Origin of the sequence: Bradyrhizobium sp. 160, assembly GCF_023073735.1 — a bacterium.
In the GTDB taxonomy this organism is placed as follows: Bacteria; Pseudomonadota; Alphaproteobacteria; order Rhizobiales; family Xanthobacteraceae; genus Bradyrhizobium.
The window spans coordinates 1-16,128 of the sequence record NZ_JADPKD010000054.1; the positions used below are offsets into that span (position 1 = coordinate 1).

Annotated in this window: 16 protein-coding genes and 1 pseudogene; 10 read left to right on the top strand and 7 right to left on the bottom strand. The window is 64.5% G+C overall.

Annotated features, from left to right (window positions below):
* The 4 genes from IVA98_RS19705 to IVA98_RS19720 all read left to right on the top strand — a co-directional run.
* A partial coding sequence (locus IVA98_RS19705; protein ID WP_247304965.1) for a chemotaxis protein CheW occupies positions 1-210 on the top strand: 210 nt, incomplete at its 5' end.
* 72 nt (positions 211-282) lie between these two features.
* Positions 283-648: a response regulator gene (locus tag IVA98_RS19710; RefSeq protein ID WP_007600538.1), complete on the top strand. Its 366-nt coding sequence runs from the start codon at positions 283-285 to the stop codon at positions 646-648.
* Positions 649-723: 75 nt separating this feature from the next.
* Positions 724-1,911, top strand: a complete 1,188-nt coding sequence (cheB, locus tag IVA98_RS19715) for a protein-glutamate methylesterase/protein-glutamine glutaminase (RefSeq protein WP_247304966.1) — start codon at positions 724-726, stop codon at positions 1,909-1,911.
* Positions 1,908-2,780, top strand: a complete 873-nt coding sequence (locus IVA98_RS19720) for a CheR family methyltransferase (RefSeq protein ID WP_247304968.1) — start codon at positions 1,908-1,910, stop codon at positions 2,778-2,780. Before cheB ends, IVA98_RS19720 begins: the two co-directional genes overlap by 4 nt.
* Positions 2,781-2,921: 141 nt before the next feature.
* On the opposite strand, the pseudogene IVA98_RS37280 reads toward IVA98_RS19720, so the two are convergent.
* Positions 2,922-3,107 (bottom strand): annotated as a pseudogene (locus tag IVA98_RS37280) (DUF350 domain-containing protein); the annotation flags it as partial.
* Positions 3,108-3,280: 173 nt separating this feature from the next.
* Positions 3,281-3,982 (bottom strand): response regulator transcription factor CtrA, encoded by a 702-nt coding sequence (gene ctrA / locus IVA98_RS19730; protein ID WP_016848562.1) that lies wholly within the window; start codon positions 3,980-3,982, stop codon positions 3,281-3,283.
* A 416-nt stretch (positions 3,983-4,398) separates the two neighbouring features.
* Here ctrA and fliI point away from each other — a divergent pair, with 416 nt between their 5' ends.
* The 6 genes from fliI to IVA98_RS19760 all read left to right on the top strand — a co-directional run bounded on the left by fliI (position 4,399) and on the right by IVA98_RS19760 (position 10,808).
* On the top strand, positions 4,399-5,724 hold the full coding sequence (gene fliI / locus IVA98_RS19735; RefSeq protein WP_247304974.1) for a flagellar protein export ATPase FliI: 1,326 nt from the start codon (positions 4,399-4,401) through the stop codon (positions 5,722-5,724).
* Between the two features lie 121 nt (positions 5,725-5,845).
* Positions 5,846-6,265: a flagellar export protein FliJ gene (fliJ, locus tag IVA98_RS19740; protein WP_011084990.1), complete on the top strand. Its 420-nt coding sequence runs from the start codon at positions 5,846-5,848 to the stop codon at positions 6,263-6,265.
* 175 nt (positions 6,266-6,440) lie between these two features.
* Positions 6,441-6,986 carry a sigma-70 family RNA polymerase sigma factor gene (locus tag IVA98_RS19745; RefSeq protein ID WP_247304976.1) on the top strand — a complete coding sequence of 182 codons (546 nt, stop codon included), beginning with the start codon at positions 6,441-6,443 and terminating at the stop codon, positions 6,984-6,986.
* Positions 6,987-7,192: 206 nt separating this feature from the next.
* A complete protein-coding gene (locus IVA98_RS19750; RefSeq protein WP_247305627.1) occupies positions 7,193-8,233 on the top strand; it encodes an anti-sigma factor in 1,041 nt (346 codons plus the stop codon).
* A 253-nt stretch (positions 8,234-8,486) separates the two neighbouring features.
* Positions 8,487-9,446 (top strand): helix-turn-helix transcriptional regulator, encoded by a 960-nt coding sequence (locus IVA98_RS19755; protein WP_247304978.1) that lies wholly within the window; start codon positions 8,487-8,489, stop codon positions 9,444-9,446.
* Positions 9,447-9,590: 144 nt separating this feature from the next.
* A complete protein-coding gene (locus IVA98_RS19760) occupies positions 9,591-10,808 on the top strand; it encodes an NAD(P)/FAD-dependent oxidoreductase (RefSeq protein ID WP_247304981.1) in 1,218 nt (405 codons plus the stop codon).
* 202 nt (positions 10,809-11,010) lie between these two features.
* Here the strand turns inward: IVA98_RS19760 and IVA98_RS19765 are convergent, their stop codons facing one another.
* The 5 genes from IVA98_RS19765 to IVA98_RS19785 form a co-directional block, all read right to left on the bottom strand.
* Positions 11,011-11,211 (bottom strand): hypothetical protein, encoded by a 201-nt coding sequence (locus IVA98_RS19765; protein ID WP_247280847.1) that lies wholly within the window; start codon positions 11,209-11,211, stop codon positions 11,011-11,013.
* 293 nt (positions 11,212-11,504) lie between these two features.
* Complete coding sequence (gene flhA, locus IVA98_RS19770) at positions 11,505-13,646, bottom strand: flagellar biosynthesis protein FlhA (RefSeq protein ID WP_247304984.1); 2,142 nt, start codon at positions 13,644-13,646, stop codon at positions 11,505-11,507.
* Positions 13,647-13,977: 331 nt separating this feature from the next.
* Positions 13,978-14,277 (bottom strand): copper-binding protein, encoded by a 300-nt coding sequence (locus IVA98_RS19775; RefSeq protein WP_247304986.1) that lies wholly within the window; start codon positions 14,275-14,277, stop codon positions 13,978-13,980.
* A gap of 17 nt (positions 14,278-14,294) precedes the next feature.
* Positions 14,295-14,750: a cupredoxin domain-containing protein gene (locus IVA98_RS19780; RefSeq protein ID WP_247304989.1), complete on the bottom strand. Its 456-nt coding sequence runs from the start codon at positions 14,748-14,750 to the stop codon at positions 14,295-14,297.
* Between the two features lie 20 nt (positions 14,751-14,770).
* Positions 14,771-16,117, bottom strand: a complete 1,347-nt coding sequence (locus IVA98_RS19785; protein WP_247332815.1) for a copper oxidase — start codon at positions 16,115-16,117, stop codon at positions 14,771-14,773.
* Positions 16,118-16,128 lie beyond the last annotated feature (11 nt).

The window sequence follows — 16,128 nt, forward strand, 5'->3', positions numbered from 1 at the left end:
GACCTGCGCGGCGAATCCTACGGCCTGCTCATCGACCAGATCGGCGAGGTGCTGCGCCTGCCCGAGGACGGCAAGGAAGACAACCCCGTCAACCTCGACTCCCGCATGGCCAAGCTCGCCGGCGGCGTCCACCGCCTCGACGGCCAGCTCATGGTCGTCCTCGACGTCGATCGCGTCCTCGAGCTCGCGCCCGAGATGATGGCAGCCTGATACGGCGGCATCGCCGTCATCGGGCCTGCAACTGAAAGCGCCCCGGCAAAGGGGAAGGAAGCAGAGGTTCACATGCGAACTTGTCTCGTCGTTGATGATTCCAGCGTCATCCGCAAGGTTGCGCGCCGGATCCTGGAGGGCCTCGACTTCCAGATCCTCGAAGCCGAAGACGGTGAGAAGGCGCTGGAAGCCTGCAAGCGCGGCTTGCCCGATGCGGTGCTGCTCGACTGGAACATGCCCGTCATGGACGGCTACGAGTTCCTCGGCCATCTCAGGCGCATGCCCGGCGGCGACCAGCCCAAGGTGGTGTTCTGCACCACCGAGAACGACGTCGCGCACATCGCGCGCGCGCTGCACGCCGGCGCCAACGAGTACATCATGAAGCCCTTCGACAAGGACATCGTGACGGCGAAATTCCAGGAAGTCGGCCTTATCTGAGCGACCGTCCGGAGGCTGAACGGATCCTTCGGCGCTTGTTTTCAACTGAACCGTTTCAGTCTGAGTTGGTGAGTAATGAGTGTTGCGTTCGCAGGTAATTCGACCACGGGCTCGTCGCGCGAGGCCGGGCCGTTGCGGGTCATGATCGTCGACGATTCCGTCGTCATTCGCGGTCTGATCTCGCGCTGGGTCGGTGCCGAGCACGACATGGAGGTTGCGGCCTCGCTGCGCACCGGGCTCGAGGCGGTCAACCAGATCGAACGCATCAACCCCGATGTCGCCGTGCTCGACATCGAAATGCCCGAGCTCGACGGCCTCTCGGCGCTGCCGCAACTGCTGGCGAAGAAGCGCGATCTGGTCATCATCATGGCCTCGACGCTGACCCGCCGTAACGCGGAGATCAGCTTCAAGGCGTTGTCGCTCGGCGCGGCCGACTACATTCCGAAGCCGGAATCGACGCGCGAGGCGTCGGCCGCGGACATCTTCCACCACGATTTGGTCCAGAAGATCCGCCACCTTGGCGCGCGCCTGCGCAGGAGGTCCACGGTTGCGAGCCCGCCGCTGGCGCCCGCGAGCCCCGCGCCGGTTGTACGTGCACCGGCCGTCGCGCGGCCCGCCGCGCCGGCTTCGGCCGCGCCGTCGGCGGGAGCGCCGGCCACGCGCCCGTTCTCGACCCAGGCGCCAAAGGTGCTGCTGATCGGCTCCTCAACCGGCGGTCCGCAGGCGCTGATGGCGCTCGTCACCGAGCTCGGCCCGGTGATCGATCGCGTCCCGGTGCTGATCACCCAGCACATGCCGCCGACCTTCACCACCATTCTTGCCGAGCATCTGGCGCGTTCGAGCCGCAAGCCGGCGGCCGAGGCGATCGACGGCGAGCCGGTGAAGCGGGGACGGATTTACCTGGCGCCCGGCGGCAAGCACATGCGCGTCGTGCGCAGCGGCACCGACGCTGTGATCGCGCTCGACGACGGCCCCGCCGTCAATTTCTGCAAGCCTGCGGTTGATCCGCTCTTCACCTCCGCCATCGACATCTGGCACGGCGGCATCCTGTCCGTGATCCTGACGGGCATGGGCGCCGACGGCATGCGCGGCGGCAAGGACATCGTCGCTGCCGGCGGCAGTGTCATCGCGCAGGACGAGGCTTCCAGCGTCGTCTGGGGCATGCCGGGCGCGGCCGCCAATGCCGGCATCTGCGCGGCGATCCTGCCGCTGAACCAGATCGGCGCCAAGGTCAATCGTCTGTTTGCGGGGGACCGCTCGTGACGCCGGTAGACTACGAATATTTGCGCAAGTTCCTGAAGGAGCGCTCCGGTCTCGACCTGTCGGCCGACAAGCAATATCTGGTCGAGAGCCGGCTGCTGCCGCTGGCCCGCAAGTCGAGCCTCTCGGGCATTGCCGATCTCGTATTGAAGATCAGAAATGGTGACGGCCGGCTCGCGACCGACGTGGTCGAAGCCATGACCACCAACGAGACCTTCTTCTTCCGCGACAAGATTCCGTTCGACCATTTGCGCGAGACGATCATTCCAGGTCTGGTCGAGAGGCGCGCGGCGCGCAGGTCACTCCGGATCTGGTCGGCGGCATCGTCGACGGGGCAGGAGCCCTATTCGATCGCGATGTGCCTGAAGGACATGGGTGCTGCGCTCGCCGGCTGGCGTATCGAGATCGTCGCCACCGATCTGTCGCAGGAGGTGCTGGAGAAATCCAAGGCCGGCATCTACAGCCAGTTCGAGGTGCAGCGCGGCCTGCCGATTCAGCTCCTCGTGAAACACTTCACGCAAGTCGGGGACGTCTGGCAGCTCAATCCTGACATTCGATCGATGGTGCAGTTCCGCCAGCTCAATCTGTTGCAGGACTTCTCCCATCTCGGCACGTTCGACGTGATCTTCTGCCGTAACGTGCTGATCTATTTCGACCAGGACACCAAGGCGGTGATCTTCGAGCGGATGGCGAAGGGCATGGCGGCCGATGGCACGCTGCTGCTTGGCGCCGCCGAATCCGTCATCGGCATCTCCGATGCGTTCCGCCCCATCGCCGATCGCGGCGGTCTCTACCAGCTCAACCCCTTGCGCTCCGGCCGCCCCATGGGCGGATTGATGCCGCCGTCGTTGAAGGTGGCTGCGGCGCGGTGATCTCATCTGTCATTCCGGGGCGGCGCGATAGCGCCGAGCCCGGAACGACACGCCTCACAAAATCGCATGTGGTAGAAACCGCGAGCGGTTGCCCGTGATCGGGCTCTCGTCTTCTCGGATCGAGAGCCACACGGCTCGTGAGCCAAGCCAGATCGCCGGGGCAAACTCGCCGGCAGAGATCCGCGCCGACAGGTTCGGCACCGGGACCTTCACGAGGAAGAACACGATGACCTGCACGACCAGTGCGATCGTCGCCCAGATCACGCAATCCAGCACATTGGCCGAATGGGCGATGGCGCTGACCAGCGGTGCCACGAAGCCGAGCAGGATGATCGTTCCCCCATCGTGCAGCGACCATTCGTCGGCGGGGAAAGGATAGCGGTTCAATGGCGGGAGGACGATGAGGCGGCGTTGGCGACCCCAAAAACAAAACCCCGCCATTTGCGGCGGGGTCCAGGCTGGAAGGAGCGAGCCCGAGGGCGCGCGACGTAAACCCAGGATCAGGCCGGGATGCGCTCGTCGGCCTCGTGCGGCTCGCGCAGCACGTAGCCGCGGCCCCACACCGTCTCGATGAAGTTGCGTCCCTCGGAGGCGTTGGCGAGCTTCTTGCGGAGCTTGCAGATGAAGACGTCGATGATCTTCAGCTCCGGCTCGTCCATGCCGCCATAGAGGTGGTTGAGGAACATTTCCTTGGTGAGGGTCGTGCCCTTGCGCAAGCTGAGGAGCTCCAGCATCTGATATTCCTTGCCGGTCAGATGCACGCGCTGGCCGCCGACTTCCACCGTCTTGGTGTCGAGGTTGACGACGAGGTCGCCGGTCTGGATGACCGACTGGGCATGGCCCTTGGAGCGGCGCACGATCGCGTGGATGCGGGCCACCAGCTCGTCCTTGTGGAAGGGCTTGGTCATGTAGTCGTCGGCGCCGACGCCGAGACCCTTGACCTTGTCCTCGATGCCGGCGAGGCCGGAGAGGATCAGAATCGGTGTCTTGATCTTGGAGACCCGGAGCTGCTTGAGCACGTCGTAGCCGGACATGTCGGGCAGATTGAGGTCGAGGAGAATAATGTCGTAATCGTATAGTTTACCGAGATCGACGCCTTCTTCCCCCAAATCGGTCGTGTAAACGTTGAAGCTCTCCGACTTCAACATCAGCTCGATCGACTGCGCGACGGCGCTGTCATCTTCAATCAGCAAAACGCGCATGCCAGTTCCCCATAGTCGCCGCTCCTGGGCGTCAGGTCGGCCGCATTCGCGGCACTCAACAAAACGCCTTTGAACAACTGATTCGGATCCTGACAACAGATGGTTAACAAACTCTGATTCTGGAACGCAAGTCCCCCCGGTGCAATTTTTGTCGAATCGCCCTAAGGTCTTGCGTGCGAAGCAGCTTTCGTCACCCGGTTCTGTTCAAGCTCCACTTTAAGAGGCGGGCCTAACCGACTCCCGCGACTCAGCCTTCTTCTGAAGGGAAGTCACGCTCAGTCTCAAAGACAGTGACGCAATGATTAATGATGCGGGTAAACACGAAGTTAAGCGCCGTTCAGAAATATGGCGAAACTTAAGGTTTTCACCTTGAGGCCCCCGGATGACGAAGGCGCGCACTTAATGAAGGCCCACCTATGAAGGCTTTGGCCGAACAGATCGGCGACATCGACGGCGTCAACATCTATGGCCGTGTAGTCGGCGTGCGCGGCCTCATGGTCGAGGTGGCCGGTCCCATTCACGCAATGTCGGTGGGTGCGCGGCTGGTGATCGAGACCGGTGCCAACCGTTCGATCCCCTGCGAGGTGATCGGCTTCTCCGGCAACAATGCCGTGGTGATGCCGTTCGCCGGCCTCGATGGCGTGCGCCGCGGGTGCAAGGCGGTCATCGCCAATGCCGCCAATCAAGTGCGGCCGTCGGCGGCCTGGCTCGGCCGTGTCGTCAATGCGCTGGGCGAGCCGATCGACGGCAAGGGGCCCCTGCCGCAAGGTTCCTCGCCGATGCCGTTCCGCAATACGCCGCCGCCCGCGCATTCACGCAAGCGCGTCGGTGCCCCGCTCGATCTCGGCGTGCGCGCGATGAACACCTTTCTCACCTGCTGCCGGGGCCAACGCATGGGTATCTTCGCGGGCTCCGGCGTCGGCAAGTCGGTGCTGCTGTCGATGCTGGCGCGCAACGTCGATGCCGATGTCAGCGTCATCGGCCTGATCGGCGAACGCGGCCGCGAGGTGCAGGAATTCTTGCAGGATGATCTCGGCGAGGAGGGCCTTGCGCGCTCCGTGGTGGTGGTGGCGACCTCGGACGAGCCCGCGCTTATGCGCCGCCAGGCGGCATATCTGACGCTCGCGGTCGCTGAGTATTTTCGCGACGAGGACAAGGACGTGCTCTGCCTGATGGACTCGGTGACGCGCTTTGCCATGGCCCAGCGCGAGATTGGTCTATCCGCTGGCGAGCCGCCGACTGCCAAGGGCTACACGCCGACCGTGTTCACCGAATTGCCCAAACTCCTGGAGCGCGCCGGACCCGGCCTGGGGGAGGGCGCCATCACCGCGATCTTCACGGTGCTGGTCGACGGCGACGATCATAATGAACCGATTGCGGACGCCGTCCGCGGCATCCTCGATGGCCATATCGTGATGCAGCGCTCGATCGCTGAGCGCGGTCGCTACCCCGCCATCAACATCCTCAAATCCGTCTCCCGCACCATGCCGAAATCGGCCGATCCGCAATTCTGGCCGACCATCCAGCGGGCACGGCAGGTGATGGCGACCTATGCCGACATGGAGGAATTGATCCGGCTCGGCGCCTACCGGGCCGGCTCCAGCCCTGAGGTCGACGAAGCGATCCGCCTGCACGAGCCGCTCGAGGCCTTCCTGCGCCAGCGCAAGGACGAAAATGCATCACTCGCGGGCGGCTATCGCCAGTTGGCGCAAATCCTGGGTGATTTGGAAACGGAACGCTAACTTTGTCAGGTCATCATCCGATCCCACAGAGTAGCAGAGCCGGTCTTGGCCGCAATCGGGCCTGTGGGGAGACCGGTGCCGTCCCACGTGCAGCGAGGGGACTTCTGGGGAGTACGAGTCGATGAAGTCACGTGATACCCTCATTCGCCTGAAGAAATTTCAGGTCGACGAGAAGCGCCGCCGGGTCACCCAGATCGAGACCATGATCGCCGACTTCCAGCGGATGTCGGTTGATCTCGAGCGCGAGATCCAGACCGAGCAGGAGCGCGCCGGGATCAACGATCCCTCGCACTTCGCCTACCCGACCTATGCCAAGGCCGCGATCCAGCGTCGCGAGAACCTGACCCGCTCGGCCGACGAGCTCAAGGGCCAGCTCGACGAAGCCAAGGCCGCATTGGCCGAAGCCTTCGAGGAGTTGAAGAAGGTCGAGCTCCTCGACGAGCGTGACCAGGCCCGCGAGCGCGCCGAAGAGAACGCCCGCGAGCAGGCCGATCTCGACAGCATCGGCCTGATGCGCGCCCGCATCGGCGCCGTCGCCTAACGGCGCCAGCAGCCCGACCGCCGAGAAATCTGCCAAACCCGGACCGCAAGGTCCGGGTTTTCATATTTGCTGTCCACAGTGGAGGCGCCGCGCCTCTTGGTGGTCAGGTTTGTCGCGCGCTATGGTAGCGACGTGCCTGGGCTTGCGCGGAAAGCGACGGGCGGTGGGGGGCTGAATGCTGACGCCAGCAGAGCTGGTCGGGCTGATTGAGGCGGTGGCAAAGGGCGATCAGGCCGCGTTCGAGCGGCTCTACGTCGCCACGCGCGCGAAACTTTATGGCGTCGTGCTCCGTATCTTGCGCCGGCAGGATCTCGCAGAGGAGGTCATTCAGGAGACCTACGTCAAGATCTGGAACAGCGCCGGCCAGTTCAATGCGGCCATGTCCTCGCCGATCACGTGGATGGCGTCGATCGCCCGCAACCGTGCGATCGACGTTGTTCGCAAGAAGTCGGAAGTCTCCATCGAGGAAGAGCCTCAGGCGATGGAGGTGGCGGCCGACAGTCCTGATCCGCTGGCGCGGAGGGAGATGACCGAGGAGTTGAAACGGCTCCTGGAATGTATCGGCCGGCTCGAGCCGGACCGCCAGCGGCTCGTGCTTCTGGCCTATTACAACGGCTGGAGCCGCGAGCAATTGGCGGAGAAATTCGTTGCGCCCGTCAACACGGTGAAGACGTGGCTGCGGCGCAGCATGCTGGATATCCGGGAGTGCCTCGGACTTTAGTGGATGATGAGAGTGTGTATGCTGGCGCAGCCTTCTTGCTTCACCTCTCCCGGAGGGAGAGGTCGGATTGCATCGCAAGATGCAATCCGGGTGAGGGCTTACGCTCTTTCACGGCACCTGAACCCCTCACCCGATTTGCATGCGAGGATGCTTCGCATCGTCCTGTGCAAATCGACCTCTCCCTCCGGGAGAGGTGAAGGGACGTGATGGCCTATAGTGAGGACCATATCGCGCTCGCCGCGGAATATGCGCTCGGTACGCTCGACGCCGACGAGCGCGCGCAGGTCGAGACCATGATGGCGGTGGACAAGGCGTTCGCCGATGTCGTGCAGGCCTGGGCGTTCCGGCTCGGCGCGCTCAACCAGATGGTCGGCTTGGTCGAGCCGCGTCCGATCGTGTGGGAGAACATCAGGTCCGAGATCGCGCGCACGACCCTTGCGCAGGAGCCGCATGTCGAGGCTGCACCGCCACCCATACCGGAATTGCCTTCGCTGGACATTGCCTCGTCGGAATCGTCGACGGCCGGCGTGCAGTCCCCGGAGCCGCAGCATCCCGAAGCGGAGCAGCCGCAGACATCGCGTGCCGAGCCCGACGCTATTCCGGAGATCGCGCCGCAGTTCATGCCGCAGGTCCATGCTCCGGATCTCAACGTCGGCCGCGCGCCGCAGGCGCCGGTCGTCGAGGACGGCAATGTGATCCGTCTCGAGGGGCGCGTGAAGCGCTGGCGCAACATCGCATCCGCCGTCGGCGCGCTTGCGGCCGCGCTGCTCGTGACGCTGTCGCTCCAGATATTCCTCCCTGATGCGTTGCCGGCTACCTTGCGTCCCGCGCCGCGCATCCAGACCGTGGAAGTGAAGACGCCGGCCGCGCCGCTCGCCGCCTCCGCGCAATATGTCGCGCTGCTGCAGGGCCAGGGCGGCGGCCCCGCCTTCATTCTCACCGTCGACGGCGCGACGCGGAATTTCACGGTCCGCAAGGTCGGCGCGACCCCGGAGCCCGGCAAGAGCTTCGAGCTCTGGCTGATCTCCGACAAGCTGCCCCGGCCGCGTTCGCTCGGCGTGATCGGCGCTAGCGATTTCACCGCGCGTCCGCTGCTCGCGTCCTACGATTCCGACGTCGTCAACGGCGCGACTTACGCCGTCACGGTCGAGCAGGCCGGCGGTTCGCCCAACGGCCAGCCGACCTCGGCACCGGTGTTTTCCGGCAAGCTGATCGAGACCGTGCCGCCGGCGCAGCCGGCGAAGTAGCCCAACATTTCATATCGTCCTGGCCAAAAGCGTCGTGGCCCGGATGGAGCGCAATCCGGACCATCGTTCGGCATTCCGCTCTGCTTCGAGCTACCAGCAGAACCTGTCGCCACGGTCCATCCCGTCGTCGTAATCCGACAAGTCCCGCCGAATCCCGCGTCCGATTTGAACCTAGCTGCACTTGGCGGCGTCAAATGCCCGGAATTTGCAGCGGCGCCGCCGAGCGCGATGCCGGAGAGGGCGAGAAAATCAGATGGATGCAGTGAAGGCTCCCGGCATCTTCATTCACCAATATGCGGGGCTGCCGCACGGTCCGGAGTTCGAGCACTGGCGCGAGCGGGTCTTCGGGTGCTGCGGCCTCGATATTGGGCCGAGCCGGGGCGACAGCATCGACTGCCGGCTCCAGGTCAGCGTCGTCGACAACATCGCGCTCGCCATTCCCGAAGGCGCTTCCGCACAATATTCACGTAGGCAGAGCCACCTCGCCGACGGCAGCGACGATCTCGTCCTGATTGTCGGACACGCGGGCCGCGTCCGCGTCGGGCAGAACGGTCACACCGTCGAACTCGCGCCGGCGCAGATGGTGCTCGTCGACATGAGCATCACCGGCACCGTCGGCCACACCGACGAGGAGCGCTTCACCACCATCCGCATGCCGCGCCGCGCGCTGCTCGACATCAATCCGCGCGCAGAGGAGAAGCTGTCGCAGGTGCTCTCCGACGGCGCGGTCGCCGAGACCATCTTCCGCTACCATGCGCTCGCCGCCAATCAGGCGCCGCATCTCGATGCGGTCGGGCAGCGTCTGACCGCGCAGCACATGATCGACCTCGTCGGCCTTCTGCTCGGGACCGACGCCGAGCATGCCAGCCTTGCGCGCGGACGCGGGCATGCGGCGGCCCGTCTCGATCTCATGCGCGCCGACGTGATGGCGGCGCTGGGCCGCAACGATCTCTGCCTGTCCGAGATCGCGACGCGCTCGGGCCTCAGCCCGCGCCAGGCGCAGCGCCTGTTCGAGCAGGCCGGCACGACCTTCACCGAATTCGTGCTGGAGCAGCGCCTGCTCCAGGCGCGCAAGCTGCTCGGCGATCCCCGCGCCAGGACGCGCAAGATCAGCGACATCGCACATTCCTCGGGCTTTTCCGATCTGTCCTATTTCAATCGCGCCTTCCGCAAGCGCTTCGGCGCGACGCCGTCGGAACTGCGCAAGGCGTGATCCGGGCTGTGCAATCTTGTCCGGCGCGTCAATGCTGCCGCAGTTGGTCCAGGCGGCGGAATGAGCTATATCTGGCTGCGGCGGATCGCTCGATCCGCATGTCGGTCGCTCGTATCGACCGTTGGGAAAGCGCAGTAGGCGGACATGGCGCGTATCGTCGTGCTCGGCGCCGGGTTTGCAGGTCTGTGGGCGGCCATCGGCGCTGCGCGCAAGCGCGACGAGATCGGCGCGAACAGCGACATCGAGATCCGCCTCGTCGACCGCAATCCCTATCACAACATCCGCGTCCGCAATTACGAGGCCGACCTCGGCGAGGTCGCGCTACCGCTGCCGCAACTGCTCGATCCGATCGGCGTCAGCCACAGCATCGGCGAAGTTGAAGCCATCGATCCGAACCGACGTGAAATCTCGCTGGTCACGAGCGGCGGTGAGGAGAGGTTGAACTATGACCGCCTCGTGCTGGCGCTCGGCAGCGAGGTGATGCGTCCCGACATTCCAGGCCTTGCCGAGCACGCTTTCGACGTCGATACCTATGCCGCGGCGCTCCGCCTCGAGGATCATCTCGTCTCGCTTGGACGCAGCGTGCCGGCGCCGGGGCGTTCGACGGTGGTAGTGGTTGGCGCCGGCTTCACCGGCATCGAGGTCGCGGCCGAGATGCCCGCGAAGCTAACGCGTGCGGGCATCAGCGGCAGCCGCCGCATCGTCCTCGTCGATCCCAATCCAGCGGTCGGCGCCACCATCGGCGCGCAGGCGCGTCCCGTGATCGAGACGGCCTTGGCCTCGCTCGATGTCGAGATGCGGCTTGGTATGCGCGTCGTCTCGGTCGAGGCTGCCGGCATGCGCCTGAGTTCGGGCGAGTTCATTTCGGCGCAGACGGTGATTTGGTGTGCCGGGCTCCGTGCAAGCCCCTTGGCGGCGAGCTTTCCGGACGCGCGCGATCGCCTCGGGCGCATCCTGGTTGATCCTTTCATGCGGGTTGCGGATGTCGGCGGTGTGTTCGCGGCCGGCGACGTTGCCTCGAGCGTGATCGACGGGCTGCATCCGACCGTGATGTCCTGTCAGTTCGCGCGGCCCATGGGCCGCTTCGCCGGTCACAACGTGGTGGCTGATCTCGCCGGTCTGCCGATGCTGCCGCTGCGGATCGACTGGTACGTGACCGTGCTCGATCTCGGCACCTGGGGCGCGCTCTACACGGAAGGCTGGAATCGTGAGGTGCGCGCCACCGGCGCGGCCGCGAAAGTGACCAAGGAGACGATCAACCGCAGGCGCATCTATCCGCCGCTCACAGGCAGCAGGGACGAGCTCTTCGCTGCCGCGGCGCCGACGGTGCAGACGCCGCCGCCGACGTACCGGGCGCGGTAGCCCCAAGCGCACTGTCGCGGTATCGCTGGCTACATCCGCGCCGAATTCATTTTCCGCAACATACACCAGACATGAGAAAGCGCCCGTGGGGGGCGGGCGCTTTCTGTAGTCGACTTGGGGTTGGGGTCGTCTACATATCCACGTGGCGACTTTGGGGGGCTGGTAAAGAGCCGCGTGAATTCACAAAACTCGTCAGGTCTCCTTAGCGAACGAGGGACGCGTTCGAACTGGTAATCACGACCGGCTGGCCGGCCTTGATGACGCGGGCGCTCTGGGTCAGGCCTTCATCCGAACCCGTCCGTGCCGTGATGCCGAGGCCCGCCACCACGATCCCTGCGACGAGGGCCACGACCACAATCTTCAGATGGGTCGCGCGGTCTGCGCTGTAGATCGAGTGGTTCATGGAAGCCTCCTGCCGCCATCTACCCGAAGTAGTCGCCAGCCCATTCAGGCAGGTTCATGCTTCCGGTGCCCAACAACCTAGTATTGGGAGGATTCGTTCCCAAGAGGCCATCACAACAGCGTGACAGGACGTGAAAGGTCGCGATCAAAAGCGATCTTTGGTCGTTCGATTATATAATTATTTCAACAATGTAATTGCCTGTGAGGCGCCTTTTCGGCTTTTGGCCCGCAAGCCGCCAAAAACTCAAAAACCATTTGCATGTGGCCAAAAAACACGCGGCTTCTTGAGCCAAATCAGATGCTTCCGACTGTTTTCAACCTCGCTCTAGGGTGGATTTCGGCCTGCGACAGCACGGTGGTCTGTGCCCGGAACCGTTCCACCAGGGAGCGGACGAAGGGACGAATTGCGGCAGAGGTGACCAGCACCGGCGCCTCGCCTTCGCGGGCGGCGCGCTCGAACGCCTCGCGCACGGCGGTCATGAACTCCGACAGTTTCGAGGGCTGCATCGCAAGACTGCGCTCTTCGCCCTGGCCGATGATCGACTCGGCAAATGCCTGTTCCCAGCGTGCCGACAGCGCGATCAGCGGCAAATAGCCGTTGTAGGAGGTGTTCTGCGCGCAGATCTGCCGCGCCAGCCGGGCGCGGACATGCTCGACCATGGTCGCGGGATTGCGTGAGAAGGCGAGCGAGTCGGCGATGCCTTCGAGGATGGTCGAGAGGTCGCGGATCGAGATGCGTTCGGCCAGCAGGAGTTGCAGCACGCGCTGGATGCCGGAGACCGTGACCTGTCCCGGCACGATGTCCTTGACCAGCTCGCTCTGCTCCTTCGGCAGCTCCTTGAGCAGCTTCTGCACCTCGCCATAAGAGAGCAGGTCCGACATGTTGGCCTTGAGCAGCTCGGTGAGGTGGGTCGAGAGCACGGTTGCGGCGTCGACCACGGTGTAGCCCTTCAGCGAGGCCTCTTCCTTGAAGCTGGCGTCGACCCAGGTCGCGGGCAGGCCGAAGGTCGGCTCGGTGGTGTGGATGCCGGGCACCTGCACCTGGCTGCCGCCGGGGTCCATGACCATGAACTGGTTCGGCCAGATCTTGCCGCTGCCGGCGTCGACCTCCTTGATCTTGATGATGTAAGTGTTGGCCTCGAGCTGGACGTTGTCGAGGATGCGCACCGCCGGCATCACGAAACCCATTTCGACCGCGAGCGAGCGGCGCAGCGCCTTGATCTGCTCGGTGAGGCGGTCGGTGCCATCGGGGCCGTTAACCAGCGGCAGCAGGGCATAGCCGAGCTCGATCTTGAGGTCGTCGATCTTGAGCGCAGCCGAGATCGGCTCTTCGGCCGCAGCCGCGCCCGGCGCACCCGGCGTGCCCGGAGCAGGCGCGGCCTTGGCGGCTTCCTCGGCCTTGATGCTGATTCTCTTGTTGGTGCGCGCCTGCCAGGCGAGCGCGCCGGCGCCGGCGCCGAGCGCGAGGAAGGGAAGGGTCGGAATGCCCGGCAGCGCCGCCAGCACCAGCATCACCGCCGAGGACATGGCCAGCGCCTGCGGGTAGCCGGAGAACTGCTTCATCAACGCCTTGTCGGCGGCGCCGGAGACGCCGGCCTTGGAGACGAGCAGGCCGGCCGCGGTCGAGACGATCAGCGCCGGCACCTGGGTGACGAGGCCGTCACCAACGGTCAGGAGCGTGTAGCTGCGGCCGGCGTCGGCGAAGGACATGCCCTGCTGCGCCACGCCGATGATCATGCCGCCGACCACGTTGATGAAGACGATCAGCAGGCCGGCGATGGCATCGCCGCGCACGAACTTGGAGGCACCGTCCATGGCACCGAAGAAGCCGCTCTCATCCTCCAGTTCCTTGCGTCGCTCCTTGGCGACCTTCTCGTCGATCAGGCCGGCGGAGAGATCGGCGTCGATTGCCATCTGCTTGCCGGGCATGGCGTCGAGGTGGAAGCGCGCGGCGACTTCGGCGATGCGGCCCGAACCCTTGGTGATGACGACGAAGTTGACGATGATCAGGATGGCGAAGACGATGATGCCGATGACGAAATTGCCGCCCATCACGAAGCTGCCGAAGGCCTCGATGACGTGACCGGCAGCAGCCGTGCCCTCGTGCCCGTGCGACAGGATCAGCCGGGTCGAGGCCATGTTGAGCGACAGGCGCAGCATGGTCGAGATCAGCAGGATGGTCGGGAAGGCGGAGAATTCCAGCGGCGCCTGGATGAACAGCGACGTCATCAGGATCAGGATCGAGAGCGTGATCGAGATCGCCAGGAACAGGTCCAGCACGATCGCGGGCAGGGGAAGGATCAGCACCACCAGGATGGTGAGGATGCCGAGCGCCAGCGCGATGTCGCCGCGCTTGAGGACGTTGACGATCTCGGAGACGGAGGGGATCCCGGGCCTTGCCCCGCCTACGCCTTGTCCAGCGGTGACATCAACCATGGTAGCTGCCTCCCCGCGCGACTGCCGTCCGCGCGCCCCAAACGTCTGCGCAGCGGCCGAGGGGCCGCCGTTCCGAAAGTGAGGCACCGCACTGGCGTCCACGGGGGCTCCCGTTCTACGCGGCTGACGACACTCGACTTCACCCGGCAATTTTTGCCCGGTGTATGGTTAGCAAAGGGTTAACGGAGGGGGAGGAAGAGGGGCGCTTGGGTGATTGAGCCCGTCATTCCGGGGCGCGCGAAGCGCGAACCCGGAATCCATCGTGCGGCGGAGTCGGTCGATGAATGGATTCCGGGTTCGCGCTGCGGGCGCCCCGGAATGACACCGGAGACTACTTCGCCTTCTCCATCTTGGTCACCGAGTAGCCCGAGGCGGCCTCCTCGGCCTCGAAGGTCACCCTGTCGCCGACCTTCACCTGCTTCAGCATCGCGGGATCCTTGACGCGGTAGACCATGGTCATGGGTTCCTCCATGCCGAGGCTTTTCGCGGGGCCGTGCTTGAGGGTGATCTTGCCGGCGCCCTCGTCGATCTTCTTGACCTCGCCGCTGATCGAGGCAGCGCCGGCCAGGGCTCCAGTGGCACCGCCTAACGTCAGCGCCAGCGCTGCAGTGATACGGATGATGCGGTTCATGGCAGTCTCCCTTTTCGCTACTTCACGGTGACGTGGCCGACCATGCCGTAGTCGCGGTGGTCGGGAATCAGACAGGAAAATTCGAACGTGCCGGCCTTGCTGAACTTCCAGAGGATCTCGGCCGTCTTGTTCGGGGCGAGACGCACCCCGTTCGGATCGTCGTGCTCCATGTGCGGATGCTTCTTCATCTCCACCGCATGGGCGAGATTCTCCTTAGGTGTCGCGAGCAGGAATTCGTGGTCTTCCTTGCCGACATTGCGCAGGACGAAGCGAATCTGCTCGCCGCGTTTGACTTCGATCCTGGCGGGTGTGTAGTCCATCTCGTTCATCAGAATCTCGATGCTGCGCGCGGGCTTGTTGGGATTGCCGGGCTCGCCAGCCGAAAAGGTCCCGTGCCCGTGCTTGTCGTGGGCAAGAGCCGGCGCGGCCGAGAGCGCGGTCAGCGCCAGGGCGAGCCTGATCGTTTTCTTCATCGTCGTCTCCAGTTGGTGGTTCATCGAACGCTCACATCTTGTGCTTCATTGGCGGACTGCCTGATTTTTTGTCGTGCCGGCTCTGCGGCCGGCGGCGTGACCTCATAGGCGACGGTACCTTTCGGGAATTGGTAGGGGCCGGGATCGCGATAGTCGTCGCGTGCGAGCTCCTCGCGAATCTTCATCACCGTGAACATTCCGCCCATCTCGATCGGCCCGAATTGGCCGGTACCGGTCATCATCGGCAGCGTGTTGTCGGGCGCGGGCATCTCCATGTTGCCCATCGCCATGCCGATCGAGCCCATCGCCATGCTGTCGGGCGCGAGCTTGCCGACGGCCTTGGCGAGATCCTTGCGCGATACGCCGATCAGGTTGCGCACGTCGTGGCCCATCGCATTCATGGTGTGGTGCGACTTGTGGCAATGGAACGCCCAATCGCCGGGATTGTCCGCGAGCACGTCGAACACACGCACCGCGCCGACCGGGACGTCCGTCGTCGTCTCCGGATATTGCGCGCTCTCCGGAATCCAGCCGCCGTCGGTGCAGGTCACGGCAAAGCTGTGGCCGTGCAGATGGATCGGATGGTTGGTCATGCTGAGATTGCCGATGCGCACGCGCACCTTGTCGCCGAGCCTGACCGGCAGCGGATCAATGCCGGGAAACACCCGTGCGTTCCAGGTCCACATGTTGAAGTCGGTCATCTCGTTGACCTGCGGCAGATAGGTGCCGGGATCGACGCGATAGGTGCTCATCACGAAGACGAAGTCGCGGTCCACGGGCCGGAAGCTCGAATCGCGCGGATGCACGACGACCATGCCCATCATGCCCATCGCCATCTGCACCATTTCGTCGGAATGCGGGTGATACATGAAGGTTCCGCTCTTCTTCATCTCGAACTCGTAGACGAAGGTTTTTCCCGGCTGAATATGCGGCTGGTTCAGCCCGCCGACACCATCCATGCCGCTGGGAATGATCATGCCGTGCCAATGCACGGTGGTGTATTCGGGCAGCTTGTTGGTGACGAAGATGCGGAGCTTGTCGCCCTCGACGGCCTCGATGGTCGGGCCCGGCGACTGGCCGTTATAGCCCCACAAATTCACCTTCATGCCTTCGGCGAATTCGCGCACCACGGGCTCGGCGACGAGATGAAATTCCTTCCAGTCGCCGTTCATGCGGAACGGCAGCGACCAGCCGTTCAGCGTGACCACGGGACGATAGTCCGGGCCGCTGATCGGATGCAGCGGCGGCTGCATCACCACCTTGTCCATATGCGCAGCCTCCGGAATCGAAGCGGCCTGGACGCGGCCCTGAATCGCGGAGGCGCTGACGAGCGCGGCAGTGCCCAAAAATCCTCGGCGGGAAAACATGCTGGCCTCCA